The organism is Paenibacillus cremeus, assembly GCF_007786445.1.
In the GTDB taxonomy this organism is placed as follows: domain Bacteria; phylum Bacillota; class Bacilli; order Paenibacillales; family NBRC-103111; genus Paenibacillus_G; species Paenibacillus_G cremeus.
The window spans coordinates 1-13,671 of record NZ_VNJI01000031.1 but is presented as its reverse complement, the minus strand read 5'-3'; the positions used below and the strand labels follow the sequence as shown (position 1 = coordinate 13,671).

Sequence of the window (13,671 nt, the reverse complement as noted above, 5' to 3'; positions counted from 1 at the left end):
TTTCCCTACGGAGCTTCGATATAGTTAGGACATATCCAAGCCGAGGAGGATTTGTCGAATGTCCCAGTTTGTTTTAACGGAAGACATGGTGGAGCAATTTTATCGAGAGGGTTATTTTTACGCGCCGGGGTTCCTAACAAAGGATCAGGTCGATCAAATTAACCAAGAAAATACGGAATTTGCCAATCGGCATTCCGAAGATGGGCAATGGAAATCGAATGCCATCATCCATTTCGATAAGAGCCGCGAGTCTTTTCCGCAAACGGTAAGCTTCTTGACTTCCAAGCGAATCATCGAGTGCTTCGAGCAGATTTTGGGAGGCGACGTCAAGCTGTGGATGGGCATGTATGCAGTCGTTCCCCCGCATGGGGAAGGCTTGGCGTGGCACCAGGACAATATGTACACCCATATCCTGGGTCATATGCTTAACGGCTTCATCGCCTTAGATACGATTACCCAAGAGAACGCTGGGCTGTGGCTGGCCCCTCGATCGCATCGGCTAGGAAGGCAGGCGAACCTGAACGAGCCCGGGAAGCATCGCCGTGCGGCCGAACCGGACAACGGAATTCCTTGCCAGCCGATGGCCCCTGGTGATGCGGTCATTTTCCATCGCGAAACGCTGCACCACAGCAAGACGAATCATACGAATCTGCCCAGAAGGGCGTATGCCTTCCAGGTGGCTTCAGCGGTATGCCGATATGCCGAAACCGGAAAGCTGCTGACCGATCGCGAAGATTTAAGTTCGTATAAGTAATGAGCGTTGGAGGAAATTCATTCTCAGTGGTGCGGATGCGCTGCTGGGAATTTTTTTGTTTACGAATTCGCGTAGAGGAGGTACGATGGCAACGAAAGGCCAGTTGTCAGGAATCGAGGGAGCCCCGTGTTTTATGATGACATCCGCTTGAACAAGGAAATCAGTTTCGTGTCGAAGACAGGTCGATTAACCGAGCACGAGACGCATCTTCATTATGCATTGGAAATCAGCGTTTTGCTGGAAAATGACGCCAAATACCACCTTATCGATCGGGATTATCACGGAAAGCCGGGGGATGTCTTTATATTCCGGCCCTTCGAGCCGCATTGGAATTTGGCGCTGGACCCGGCTAAGCCGATCCAATGGACGATGATTCTGTTCTCGCCATCCATCGTTCGCTCCATCCCGGAAGGACATAAGCTGCTGACACCTTTCTATGCGGCCGATCAGTTCTCGCCCTTAATCCCGGCGCAAAGCCCCTATGCCCAAGCGATCCATAAGGCAGCGGGGCAAGCGGTATTCGAGGAGCAGCAGCAGCTGCCAGGCTGGCGAGCGAAGCAGTTTCAATCCTTTATCGACATTCTCGTTCAGATTTACCGCTGCTATACGGAAGTACAGCAAGATCATGAGGCACAGCACGAGCCAACTCCCCATATGCTTCAGGTGATTGAATATATGCTGTCTCATTTTTCCGAGCCGATGGAAATGGAGCCGTTGATCGAGAGATCGCACGTGCGTAAAACGATGTTCTACAAAAGGTTTAAGGATATCACCAGCCTGACGCCCAATGAATTTATCAATCGGCTGCGGCTTCAATCCGCTATGCATTTACTCGACAACTCGGAGAAATCCATCACCGAAATTGCGTTCGAATGCGGCTTTCATTCGTTGAGCTACTTTAATAAGCAATTTAAGGAATTTCGCGGGCTGTCTCCTCGGGAGCACCGTTCTCGCGCTTAAAATAGAAAAAGGGCCGCAGCGAGTATAAATCACTCCTCACTGCGACCCTTTGTTTGTTTAGTTCAGCCCGCCCATAATCGGATGCGGTACATACGGCTCCTCGAGGCTGGCGATTTCTTCCGGAGTCAGCTTCAGCGAGACGGCTGCCACGGCATCCTCCAGATGGTGCGGCTTCGTTGCTCCTACGATCGGCGCGGTCACGGGCGATTTTTGCAGCACCCATGCGAGGGCGACCTGCGCGCGTGGAACGCCACGGGTAGCCGCCACCTCGGTCACGCGCTCCACCACTTTTCGGTCCGCCTCAGCCATGGCCGTATAGAGACGCTTGCCAAATTCATCGGTCAGCGAGCGTTCGCTCGTTTCGTCCCAATCGCGCGTCAATCGGCCCCGGGCCAGCGGGCTCCAAGGGATGACGGCGATCTGCTCCGAGCGGCACAACGGCAGCATTTCCCGTTCCTCTTCCCGGTACAGCAGATTCAAATAATTTTGCATCGAGACGAATTTCGTCCAGCCGTTGCGCTCCGCAGCATGCTGCGCCTTGAGGAACTGCCACGCATACATCGAAGATGCGCCTATGTATCGGGCCTTGCCGGCTTTGACTACGTCGTGAAGAGCTTCCATCGTTTCCTCAATCGGCGTCTTGTCGTCCCAACGGTGAATTTGATACAAGTCGACGTAGTCGGTGCCAAGCCGTTTCAGGCTGAGGTCGATCTCGCTGAGAATCGCTTTGCGGGAAAGTCCGGCTCCGTTCGGACCTGGGCGCGTTCGGCCATGCACTTTGGTGGCGATGACGATCTCGTCCCGGTTGGCCATGGCCTTCAAGGCGCGTCCGACAATTTCCTCGCTGGTCCCGTCCGAATACACATTTGCCGTATCAAAGAAGTTGATGCCCAGCTCCAGCGCTCGTTTGATAAACGGGCGGCTTTGCTCCTCGTTCAAGGTCCAAGTGTGCGTTCCCCGGTCGGGATCGCCGTAGCTCATGCACCCCAAGCACAGCCGCGATACATCCATCCCGGTTCGTCCAAACTTCACGTAGTCCATCGATTGATCTCCCTCATTTCAGCAGGATATATAACAACAACATTATACTCCAAATGGATAATTTTAGGGAGCGCATGGAACCTTAAACAAAGGATGCGATGGGCGGAGGAGGGAACAGAAGTGTCGGTTTCGATCTTGGTGGTGGATGACGATAACCATATTCGGCAGCTCGTCAAGGTATGTCTTCGGGAGGAAGGCTACACGATTCAGGAGGCGTCGAATGGGCAGGAGGCGCTGGTTCAACTGGGAAGCACCGCTGCGGATATGGTCATCCTGGATTTGATGATGCCTTATATGGATGGCTTCGAGCTCTGCCGGGAAATTCGCAAGAGCTATCCCGATATGCCGCTGCTCATGATGTCAGCGAAAGGGGAAACGGCGGACAAGGTGAAAGGGTTTCAGCTGGGACTGGACGATTATGTGGTCAAGCCCTTTGATCCGCGGGAGCTCGTCGTAAGGGTCAAGGCTTTGCTGAAGCGGTACCGCATTAGCTCCTCTGAAAAAATCCAATTGGGCGCCATCGAGCTGGATCGAAAAGGCTACGAGGTGTATCGGGGTGATGAGAAGCTCGTATTGCCGCTGAAGGAGTTTGAGCTGCTGTATAAGCTGGCGAGTCATCCGAATCAAATTTTTACCCGGAATCAGTTGATTGAGCAAATATGGGGGCACGATTACGAAGGAGACGAGCGGACAGTTGACGTGCATATCAAAAGGCTGCGGGAACGATTTGCCGAGGAGGCACACAGCTTTGTCATTACGACGATCCGCGGTCTCGGCTATAAGCTTGAGGTGCGGTCATGATGAAGTCGCTCTACAGCCGGGTCGTATTCACCTTTGTCACGGCCGTCGTGTTCGGCTTGGTGCTGGCATTTGTACTGACGAGCTATCTGTTCAGTGAGCGTCTGAGCGAGCAGTTTCATTCGGAAGTGTTCGGCTTCGCGGAGGACCTGGCGGACATGTACGGACGGATGAATGGGGTTGATCTGGACAGCTATTTGCGCTCTCGTAAAATTTTGAACTCCTATTACGTCAGTCTGTTCAGTCCCGCGGGTGCGGAGAAGGCCTATGGCTATAAGGAAGCTTTGAAACGAAAGCGGACGATCAGCCCGGACATGGTCCAGCAGGTGCTCCAAGGCGAACGAGCGATTGAACAGGAGAAATCAAGCTCTGATTTTGTAGTCGGTTATCCGGTACTAGCATCGAACGGTCAGCGTTACGCCTTATTTTTGCAGCCGGTGTTCCCAGAAACGAGAAACAATGTGAAAGCCGTGCTGTTCACGTCGCTGGCCGTCGTATTACTCGGGGGGAGCCTATTTATAATGGTAGCGGCACGGTATCTGGTCGATCCCCTGAAGCTGATGTCCCAGAGTGCGCGGCGCATTGCCAAGGGGAATTTCGAAATTTCGCTCAGCGGGCTGCAGCGCAAGGACGAGCTGGGGGAGCTGGCGCGCAGCTTCTATGACATGGCAGGCGAGCTGAAGCAGCTGGAGCATATGCGCAGTGACTTTGTATCCAATGTCTCGCATGAGATTCAGTCGCCGCTGACCTCGATTGCGGGCTTTTCGAAGGTGCTGCAGAATACCTCGATGTCCGAAGCAGAACGAAACAGCTATTTGGCCATCATTCAGGCTGAGGCGCAGCGGGTTTCAAGGCTTAGCGAAAATTTACTGAAGCTGGCGTCGCTCGAATCGGCGCATCACCCGTTCCAGCCGCGCACATACGAGCTGGACGAACAACTTCGCAGCGTCATTGTGGGGATGGAGCCGATCTGGTCGGTGAAGGACATCGAGTTCGAGCTCGATTTGCCGGTGACGAAAATTCATGCCGACGAAGATCAGCTGCACCAGGTTTGGATGAACCTTCTAGGCAACAGCCTCAAATTTACGCCGCACGGCGGTACGGTGAAGGTAAAGCTAGAGACGAGCATGAACGATATTTCCGTCACCATCCGCGATAACGGCATTGGGATGACCAAGGAGGATCAGGAACGTATTTTTGAACGATTTTACAAAGCGGATCGCGCCAGACGTCCCGATGAGAGTGGCAGCGGCCTTGGACTGGCCATTGTGAAGAAGATCGTCGATCTGCACCACGGAACGATTCGAGTGACCAGCGAGTGGGGCAAAGGCAGCGCTTTTACCGTCGTGCTCCCCGGCTTTCAAACGTTGACGAAGAAAAAGTAGCTTCGAGCTCGGTGCACCATTCTACCGGGCTTATTTGGCGTGGAAAACAATGTTCAAACATCAGTCACTCCCAGTTCATGCTCCGTTCATATTCCTCCGTTATCTTTATTCAGACTAGATGAGCGACCGCTTAGGAGGGAGTACTGTATGAACCGGTTGACCCAATTTTCGATGAAAAATATTACGGCCGTGCTGATCATCATTGTGATTTTGTTCGGCGGCGGCTTATATTCGGCGATGAAGCTGAAAGTAGAGAATTTGCCCGACATTTCGTTGCCAATGGTTATGGTTACGACAACTTATCAGGCTTCACCAATGGACGTGATGGAGGAAGTCACCAAGCCGATCGAGGAGAAGCTAGCCAATATTGACGGCATAGACACATTGTCTTCACGTTCCAACGAAAATGTTTCCTCGATTACCGTTATGTTTGAGACCGGCGTAGATATTGATAAGAAAAAGCAGGATATCGAATCGCTGCTCCAAGATGTGAAGCTGCCGACAAGCGCAGGCACACCTAAAGCTTCGACATTCGGTTTTGCTTCCATGCCGGCTTATTATCTTGTCGTTAAGGCGGACGGGATGAGCCAAACGGAGCTTGATAAGGTGTTCGAAGACCAGATCAAGCCCGGCTTTCAAGGCATTAAGGGGATTGACCACCTGGAGTCGATCGGGACTCGCGAAACCTCGATGGACATCGAGATGAACGCCGATGCGTTAAACACGTACCAATTATCTCCTTCACAGGTATCGGCTGCGATCCGCGCCGCACTGAACAACGGTTCGGTGGGTACGGTGGAAGTGAACGGGAATGAAAAGATGGCGCGCATCAGCGGCGATCTGGACAGCCTGTACAACCTGGAGCAAATGGAAATTACGACTGGCCGCGGAGACACGGTACAGCTCAATCAGATTGCGAAAATCAATGCGGTAGCGGATTCTGATTTCATGGCGCGGCTTGACGGCAAGCCGGGCATCGGGATTGAGCTGTATAAAACGAGCAGCGCCAACGCCGTTGAATTTTCAGATAGTGCCGATAAGCTGATGAAAGATTGGAAGACGACGCTGCCGAACGTAGAGTTCAAGTCGATCTTTAACAGCGCCGATTCGGTCAAAGAATCGATCAATGGCATGCTGAAGGAAGGGATCGCAGGGGCACTGCTTGCTTCGCTGATGATTCTCATTTTCCTGCGTAACATGCGGATGACGCTGATCGTGCTGGTATCCATTCCACTTTCGATTCTTATTACACTCATGCTGATGAAGCAGCTGGGCATTACGCTGAACATCATGACCCTCGGGGGCATGTTTATCGCCGTCGGTCGGGTTGTTGATGATAGCATTGTCGTCATCGAAAACATTTATTCCGAGCTGCAAAAGGCGCACGAACGCAATGAATCCGTCATCGCGAAGGCAACGAAGCAGGTGGCGATGGCCATTACATCGTCTACGCTGGCTACAGTCGGTGTATTCGCACCGATCGGGATGGTGAGCGGGATTGCGGGACAATTTTTCCGCCCGTTTGCGATTACGCTCGGCTGCGCGCTTCTCGCATCGCTGCTTGTGGCCTTGACCGTTATTCCAATGCTGGCCAAGCTGCTTGTGCTGGGAGGCAAAAAGGTTTCCAGCCATGACGAGCATGCCAAGGGCAAAGTAACGGCACGTTATGAAAAAATACTGGTCTGGTCGCTCAATAACCGGATCAAAACTTTGCTGATTTCCGGTCTGCTGTTTATTGTTTCGCTTGTAACGATTATTCCTAACTTGGCGGTTGCGTTCCAGCCTGCTGGCAGTGAGCCGCGGGCGATGTATTACCAGATCAAGCTGCCGAACAACACGTCGATCCAAGCGACGGATGAGCAGTCCAAGGCACTGGAAAGCATGTTCATGGACGCCAAGGATACGAAGGGCGAGCCCTTGTTCGATTATGTTGAGGCGCTTGTTGGCTACAGCGGCGGAAATGGTATGCCGGGTGGCATCGGGACGGAACAAGTTCCGAATATGATGGAGCTGTACGTCGAGGTCAACGCGAATGTCGACCCGGCGAAGGTGAAGGACGAGTACAAGCAAATCATTCTTGCCGATCTTCCGAAGGGCTCTGAAGTGACGCCACGTTCACTCGAGGGCGGCGGCAGTACAACTACTGACTTCTCCTACTCGCTCAAAGGCGACGATCAGAAGCAGCTGGAGCAAGCGGCCGCGGCGATCAAAGCCAAGCTGCAAACCTATCCGGAGCTTAGCGAGGTCGAGGACAGCTTGAGCGATTCCAAGACGGAAGTGAACATCCAAGTGGATCAACGCCGGGCGCGAGCTTACGGTTTGAGCGCGGCTCAAGTGCGCGATACCGTCCGCAGCTGGATTCAAAAGGATAACCTGGGCGACATCAAGCTCGATGGCATCATCTATAAAACGAATGTCGTTCTGAATAAAGAAGACAAAAATTCGATTGAGAAGCTGGGCAAAATTCCGCTCAAAGCAATCAACGGCTCGACGATATACTTGAACGAAATCGCCAATATCAGCGAGCAGGACGCTGCGGTGTCGATTGCGCGGGATCATCAGCAGCAGGTCGTTACTATAACTGCAAAGGTCGATTCCAAGGATAAAGGCGGCGTCGTCAACCGTATTACTGCAGATTTGCTAAACGTAGATTTGCCGTCGGGTGTCATTCGCGAAGTGAAGGGTGTTACCGCAGATATTCAAGAAAGCTTTAGCCAGCTGTTTGTAGCTATGGGTGTCTCGGTTGCCGTTGTCTTCCTTGTGATGGTGCTGGCCTTTGGAAATGCGAGCGCACCGTTCGCGATTTTGTTCTCCTTGCCGCTGGCTGCCATCGGTGGTTTGCTCGGCTTGCTGTTAAGTGGAGAATCGTTGAACATCACGTCGCTCATCGGCTTTATGATGCTCATAGGGATTGTGGTAACGAACGCCATCGTACTCCTCGATCGTGCGCAGCAGCTGCGTGAACAAGGCTATACGGTGCGACATGCACTGGTGGAAGCCGGTATGGTGCGTCTACGTCCGATTTTGATGACGGCTGGTGCAACGATTGTGGCGTTGATTCCACTGGCGAGCGGCTTGACGAAAGGGACATTGATCTCGAAAGGTCTTGCCGTTGTTGTCATCGGCGGATTGACGACTTCGACGCTGCTGACGCTGGTTGTCGTTCCGATTGTGTACGAATTGATCGAATCTATCAAAAGCAAAGTGGCCCGCCGGATGCACCGCGAGCAAGCTGCACCAGCAAACGACCGCAATGCATTAGGAATGTAAGGGAGGAACAGGGAGATGCTAAAGAAAAACCAAGTTCGTTTGCAAAAAAGCAGCTTAAAGCTCGGGATGACGATCAGTGTGCTGGTGCTGGCGGCTGCCATGACGGCTGCCTGTGCCAAGCCCGCTAGTCCGGCGGTTGCCACCAATGCAGCACAGCGTCCGATCAAAATCGAAACGGTCAGCAAGCATGTCGTCGGTGAGCCGAGGGAGCAGGTAGCCGATATCGCTTCCTCGCTGTCGATGGATATCATGCCTAAAGTAGACGGGAAAGTCGTAGAGGTGCTGAAGCAGCGCGGCGATACGGTACAGGAAGGGGATGTCCTCTTCCGCGTTGACAGCAAGGATGCCCAGTCGCAGCTAGCGAAAAACGAGCTGAACCTGAATTCTTCGCAGGAGATGCTGAACAAATCCAAAGAAGATATCGAGAACAACCGTAAGGATCTGCAGAACTCGCTGGCTAAATCGCAGGAGCAGCTTACCAATGTAACCAAGGACTATAATACAGCTCGCAACCAGTATGATTCGGGCTTGATCGCGAAGAAAGATCTCGACCAGAGCGAGCAGCAGTACAATAATGCGCGGATGGACGTCGAGTCGATTCAAAATAAGCTGAACGCGCTGGACAGCACCAACTCGCTGGCTTCGCAGGAATCGCAGGTCAATTCGTCGCAGCTGTCCGTACAGGACTCGAACCGCACGCTGGACGACTATAACGTCAAGGCTCCGGCGTCCGGTGTGCTCTCGGACTTTGCGATTGAGCAGGGCATGACGGTTAGCCGCAGTGCCAAGGCAGGTACCGTACAGCAGGTGAATACGGTGAAGCTTAAAGCCGAGCTGACCGACTCCGCATATCAGCTGGTGAAGGATAAGAAGGAGCTGACGTACTACAGCGCCGATACGCCGGATCAAAAGGCCAAGGCACCTGTGACCTTCCTCAGCTCCGTCATGAATGCTCAGACGAAGACCTATTCGCTCGAGCTGGAGGTTGCGAATGCGGATCAGAAGCTGAAGCCGGGCTCGCGTGTACTGCTGCAGCTGACGAATGAGGCGGATCAGATGCAGGTGGCTGTACCGATGCTGAGCATCGTGCGTGAAGGCGCAGACGCCTATGTGTTCGTGGCCAAGGGCGACGTTGTGGAGAAGCGGAAGGTGAAGCTGGGCCGAGTGAAGGAAACGTATCAGGAAGTGATTGAGGGCCTCAAGGAGGGCGAATCCATCGTCGTCTCCGGTCAGAATCAATTGAAAGACGGGCAAAAAATCGAAGCAGCGAAGTGATTTATATCGATTGGTCAAAGCCTTCTGCCGGTTCATAACTTGGCAGAAGGTTTTTTTTGCTATTTCATAGGGGGAATTTCCCTTCCCGTGTAGAAAAAGTAAGGAGGGAACAATTGAAAGCACACAGGGAGGAATAAAGTTGAAAACGATCGTTTGTGAAGAACCGAACCGATTTTTAATGAAGGACACGACAATCCCAGTACCGTCAGCAGGTGAGGCATTAATTCGCATTAAACGGGTTGGGATTTGCGGCACCGATATTCATGCTTATCGCGGCAATCAGCCTTATTTCGTCTATCCTCGCATTCTGGGGCATGAATTATCGGCGGAGATCGTCGAGATCGGCGCGAATGAGCAAGGGCTGAAGCCCGGGGATATCGTGACCGTGATGCCTTATCTCGAATGCGGGACTTGTATCGCTTGCCGTCAAGGAAAAACGAATTGCTGCACGCAGATGAGTGTGCTTGGTGTACACCAAGATGGCGGCATGCGCGAATATATGACCGTGCGGGCAGACCATTTGCTTCCGACCGACGGCTTGACGCTCGATCAGAGCGCGATTGTCGAATGCCTCAGCATTGGTGCGCATGCGGTACGCAGAGCGGCCATTACGCCGGGGGAGACCGCACTCGTCATTGGAGCCGGACCGATCGGACTTGGCGTGATGAAGTATGCGAAGCTGTCGGGGGCCAAAGTCATCGCGTTGGATATGAATCAGGAGCGGCTGGAATTTTGTAAACAATGGGCTCCGGCGGATGAAGTCGTGAACGTGACAAATGAGCCGCTGCAGGCGATTGAAGCGATCACAGGAGGCGATCTTCCGACGGTGGTGTTAGATGCGACGGGGAATGCCAAGTCGATGGAGAGCGCGCTCCAATACGTTTCCCATGGCGGTCGTCTCATTTACGTAGGTCTTGTGAAGGCCGACATCAGCTTCAGCGATCCGGAGTTTCATAAGCGTGAGATGACGATGATGAGCAGCCGGAATGCAACCCGTGAAGATTTTGCCCGAGTCATTGATAGTATTCGCGACGGCAAGGTGGATACCGGGGCATTTATTACCCACCGCGCCGGTTTTGACGAGATGATCGACACCTATGAGCAATGGATGAATCCGCAAACCGGTGTGATCAAGGCTGTTGTGGAGCTATAATTTATGATTTGCCATTTATCAGGGTATCCTAACGATATTCTTCATAAGTAATGATAATGAATGAGTAATATCAGGATTGGGAATTATATGTAGTGGATTTTAAGAGAATGATTGCCTGGGCAGAAAAAAATGGGTACAATTATAAATGGGTGGAAGATAAAACGCTTTTGCCCAAAACGTAAGGATGATTGTTGTTGGATGAGAAAGCAGTTCAGTTCGAATTAGCCAGTCATGTAGGGAGATTACTAAGAGAGGCATTCGGCAAAGGACCTCAGTCTATTCATGTAAGCATTCGTCGGCCCTATGTTGTGTTTTATATGCGGGGCTTATTATCACCGACGGAAAAGATACTCCTCGAACAAGATCAAGTTTTCTCGATTCAGCATACAAGAGACTTGCTGATGAAGACCTTAATACCTGAGATTAATGCCTATTCCTCACTACTATCGGGTATCAACTTCCAGGAATTCTACTATGACTGGGGAATACATAATCACTCAGGGGTATTCGTAGGGATTGAATCTGACGAAGGCGAATCAGGGATCAAAGATGAGGCTTATTTGGGCAAAGAAGAGCTTCACCAGGAGATTGCCGATATTAGTCATAAGGTAGAAAAAATACCTGCCGAAATCAATTCCTACATGATCAATGATCGAGTGCTTGTTGTGGTCCGGAATGGTATTCTGATCTCTATAGAAAAAGAATTAATTCGACTGGGACAAGAATTGAACTTAAAGCTGGCTAAAGGAAATCTGGAAAAAAGCTATTTTCATAACAACAATCATTTTGAACGAATTTTAAATATGAACATAGTTGATTTGTTTGTAGACTGGGACTTTCAGCTGGATAAAAGCGTCATGGTTTTTATATTGAATCCTAGTCAATAAATTGGTAGCAATGGGCCAGAGATAACGCTGGACATAAGCCTAAGTAAAAGTTGCGGACAGCAGCTTTTATTTAGGCTTTATTTATTTTACTAACGGAGGGATAAACGATTGCATCCATGAAGGCTGCTGTATACAGATTCATTAGGAAGATGATCAATACATCGAAAGAAGGGGCCACTATTGTCTGTAGTCAATGGAAATGACAGGGTTAGCGAATCCGACCTTACGTTAGACCGTTTAGCCTCCATTGGTCAAATCGCAGCGGGGATTGCCCATGAAATTAAGAATCCTTTAACTGCAGTGAAAGGGTTTCTTCAATTGCTTAAAAACGAAACGTCGCACAAGTATCTGGATTATGCCTATTCCGAACTTGAGAACGCTCTCACCACGTTACAAAATTTATTACATGTCTCTAAACCGGATTTGGAGGAGGAGCCATTCGATTCCATTAACCTATCTGCTGAGCTGGAATCTTTATTGTATCTGTTTCAAGAGAAATCCTATCAAATTTCGATTGAGAAACAATTCTCGGACACGGATGTAAGGGTTTATGGGAAGAGAAATCAATTAAAAAAAGCGTTTTTTAATCTTATAAAAAATGCATTTGAAGCGATTCCAGAAAAAGGAAGCATCGTCATTAAGCATGTGAAAGCAAATCAGGATTTGATAATTTCGATTTCGGATACCGGGGTTGGCATTCCCAAAGAAAAATTAAGCTTGCTGGGCACCCCTTTTTATACCTCCAAGGCGGAGGGTACCGGGATGGGAGTAACCCAAGTATATACAGCTATTTATGAGCATGGCGGTAAAATTAGTGTGAAGAGCGAGGTTGGGAAAGGAACGGTATTTTCCATACAATTACCAATACAATATACGATACAACAAGGGGTGGTACATTTGAAGTTGAGTTACGTGGAGAATCATGATTTTTTGCAGTTTTACACGAACAATCAGGAAACGTTCTACGAATTGCTTAAATCAAAAGGGCAAGAGCTATTCCAAATCATTCAGGACTCAGAGGGAATTGACCTAAAGATTATCCTTGAATCAGCACGCCAAGTGGTACAAATGCTTAACGAAAGAAATGAACACGGCTTGATTATGCATGCCAAGGAACACGGCAGGAATTGGGCGAGAATGAATTTGGATTTAATATTGAAGCTCGAATGGATTCAAAATTTGCGTAAATTATATTGGGATTTTCTATTTAATTACTATAAACATGTAGAACAAAGCCAAATGGAATTTTTTGAGCTTGAGCGTCAAGTGAATTTCAATCTCGATTCTTACTTAAAACATTTTGCATCCAGTTATTCTATGTATAAGAATGAGGTCCTTCAATCCCAACGTGAGTCGATCGAGAATCTATCCGTACCTGTAATCCCCCTTTCAGATAAGATGGCTATACTTCCAGTGGTGGGAACCTTGGATACGCTCCGCGCTAAAAAATTACAGGAGAATGTGCTAATTAAGATTTACCAGTTAAAAATTAAACAACTCATTATTGATTTATCAGGTGTTTCCTATATTGATATGGCGATTGTGTCCCATCTGTTTAAAATTATTAATGGAGTGGCCATCCAAGGATGTAAAGCGGTTATTACCGGAATTCGCCCTGAAATAACGAATACCGTGGTTGAATTAGGTATTGCGTTACATGAAAAAGTAGTGACGATGGGGACCTTACAACAAGCCATTGAGGAATTTGATAAATAGGATAGGTCTCTTTTTGGCATCCTTGCTAATTTCGCTTAAAATGATTAAAATAGGGTTTGGGCTAAGGATTTAGACGTTCTTTGCCTTATAGGATTATGCTTGGACATTCAACCATCAATATTCCGAATGTAAATGAATAGCTTGGCTGTAATGAACCAGAGAGTGCGCTGGACATAAGCCTAAATAAGAGTTTGCGAGAGCAGCTATTATTTAGGCTTTTTTTTATGAAAATCAACGCACGTATGATCGAAAGAAGGCATAACAAAGCTGAACTACCAGTACGGCAGTTCCTGAGGGTTCGGGATTATTAGGCTTCTAGCTTCGTAACCATAAACCCTTCAGCTTCAAGGAGTTTAATGGCGGCAGACTTATTAAGTTCACGAACATTTGACTTCCCACGATTCAAATAGTCCATACCGATCTCTAGGTAGG

At 49.7% G+C, this 13,671-nt stretch carries 10 protein-coding genes; 9 read left to right on the top strand and 1 reads right to left on the bottom strand.

Going from position 1 to position 13,671, the window contains the following annotated elements:
- Nucleotides 1-58: 58 nt before the first annotated feature.
- Together FPZ49_RS21705 and FPZ49_RS21700 are read left to right on the top strand one after the other, a co-directional pair.
- Complete coding sequence (locus FPZ49_RS21705; protein WP_144850881.1) at nucleotides 59-754, top strand: phytanoyl-CoA dioxygenase family protein; 696 nt, start codon at nucleotides 59-61, stop codon at nucleotides 752-754.
- 168 nt (nucleotides 755-922) lie between these two features.
- Nucleotides 923-1,714: an AraC family transcriptional regulator gene (locus tag FPZ49_RS21700; RefSeq protein WP_186445984.1), complete on the top strand. Its 792-nt coding sequence runs from the start codon at nucleotides 923-925 to the stop codon at nucleotides 1,712-1,714.
- Nucleotides 1,715-1,771: 57 nt separating this feature from the next.
- Here the strand turns inward: FPZ49_RS21700 and FPZ49_RS21695 are convergent, their stop codons facing one another.
- Nucleotides 1,772-2,755 carry an aldo/keto reductase gene (locus FPZ49_RS21695; protein ID WP_144850877.1) on the bottom strand — a complete coding sequence of 328 codons (984 nt, stop codon included), beginning with the start codon at nucleotides 2,753-2,755 and terminating at the stop codon, nucleotides 1,772-1,774.
- Between the two features lie 120 nt (nucleotides 2,756-2,875).
- Here FPZ49_RS21695 and FPZ49_RS21690 point away from each other — a divergent pair, with 120 nt between their 5' ends.
- The 7 genes from FPZ49_RS21690 to FPZ49_RS21660 all read left to right on the top strand — a co-directional run bounded on the left by FPZ49_RS21690 (nucleotide 2,876) and on the right by FPZ49_RS21660 (nucleotide 13,239).
- Nucleotides 2,876-3,556, top strand: a complete 681-nt coding sequence (locus tag FPZ49_RS21690; RefSeq protein ID WP_222429945.1) for a response regulator transcription factor — start codon at nucleotides 2,876-2,878, stop codon at nucleotides 3,554-3,556.
- A complete protein-coding gene (locus tag FPZ49_RS21685) occupies nucleotides 3,553-4,938 on the top strand; it encodes a sensor histidine kinase (RefSeq protein WP_144850873.1) in 1,386 nt (461 codons plus the stop codon). The genes FPZ49_RS21690 and FPZ49_RS21685 overlap by 4 nt, the downstream gene beginning before the upstream one ends.
- 147 nt (nucleotides 4,939-5,085) lie before the next feature.
- Nucleotides 5,086-8,208 (top strand): efflux RND transporter permease subunit, encoded by a 3,123-nt coding sequence (locus FPZ49_RS21680; RefSeq protein WP_144850871.1) that lies wholly within the window; start codon nucleotides 5,086-5,088, stop codon nucleotides 8,206-8,208.
- Nucleotides 8,209-8,223: 15 nt separating this feature from the next.
- Nucleotides 8,224-9,483, top strand: coding sequence for an efflux RND transporter periplasmic adaptor subunit (locus FPZ49_RS21675; protein ID WP_261381529.1), 1,260 nt, complete (start codon nucleotides 8,224-8,226; stop codon nucleotides 9,481-9,483).
- Between the two features lie 139 nt (nucleotides 9,484-9,622).
- A complete protein-coding gene (locus tag FPZ49_RS21670) occupies nucleotides 9,623-10,636 on the top strand; it encodes a zinc-binding alcohol dehydrogenase family protein (protein WP_144850869.1) in 1,014 nt (337 codons plus the stop codon).
- A 194-nt stretch (nucleotides 10,637-10,830) separates the two neighbouring features.
- Entirely contained in the window at nucleotides 10,831-11,523 is a 693-nt protein-coding gene (locus tag FPZ49_RS21665; RefSeq protein WP_261381528.1) for a DUF2294 domain-containing protein, read from the top strand.
- Between the two features lie 180 nt (nucleotides 11,524-11,703).
- Nucleotides 11,704-13,239 carry an ATP-binding protein gene (locus tag FPZ49_RS21660; protein WP_144850865.1) on the top strand — a complete coding sequence of 512 codons (1,536 nt, stop codon included), beginning with the start codon at nucleotides 11,704-11,706 and terminating at the stop codon, nucleotides 13,237-13,239.
- The last annotated feature ends 432 nt before the right edge of the window (nucleotides 13,240-13,671 follow it).

Excerpts from the sequence above, each read along its gene's own strand:
- FPZ49_RS21705 (WP_144850881.1), top strand. The coding sequence starts at position 59 with ATGTCCCAGTTTGTTTTAACGGAAGACATGGTGGAGCAATTTTATCGA.
- FPZ49_RS21695 (WP_144850877.1), bottom strand. The coding sequence starts at position 2,755 with ATGGACTACGTGAAGTTTGGACGAACCGGGATGGATGTATCGCGGCTG.
- FPZ49_RS21685 (WP_144850873.1), top strand. The coding sequence starts at position 3,553 with ATGATGAAGTCGCTCTACAGCCGGGTCGTATTCACCTTTGTCACGGCC.
- FPZ49_RS21680 (WP_144850871.1), top strand. The coding sequence starts at position 5,086 with ATGAACCGGTTGACCCAATTTTCGATGAAAAATATTACGGCCGTGCTG.
- FPZ49_RS21675 (WP_261381529.1), top strand. The coding sequence starts at position 8,224 with ATGCTAAAGAAAAACCAAGTTCGTTTGCAAAAAAGCAGCTTAAAGCTC.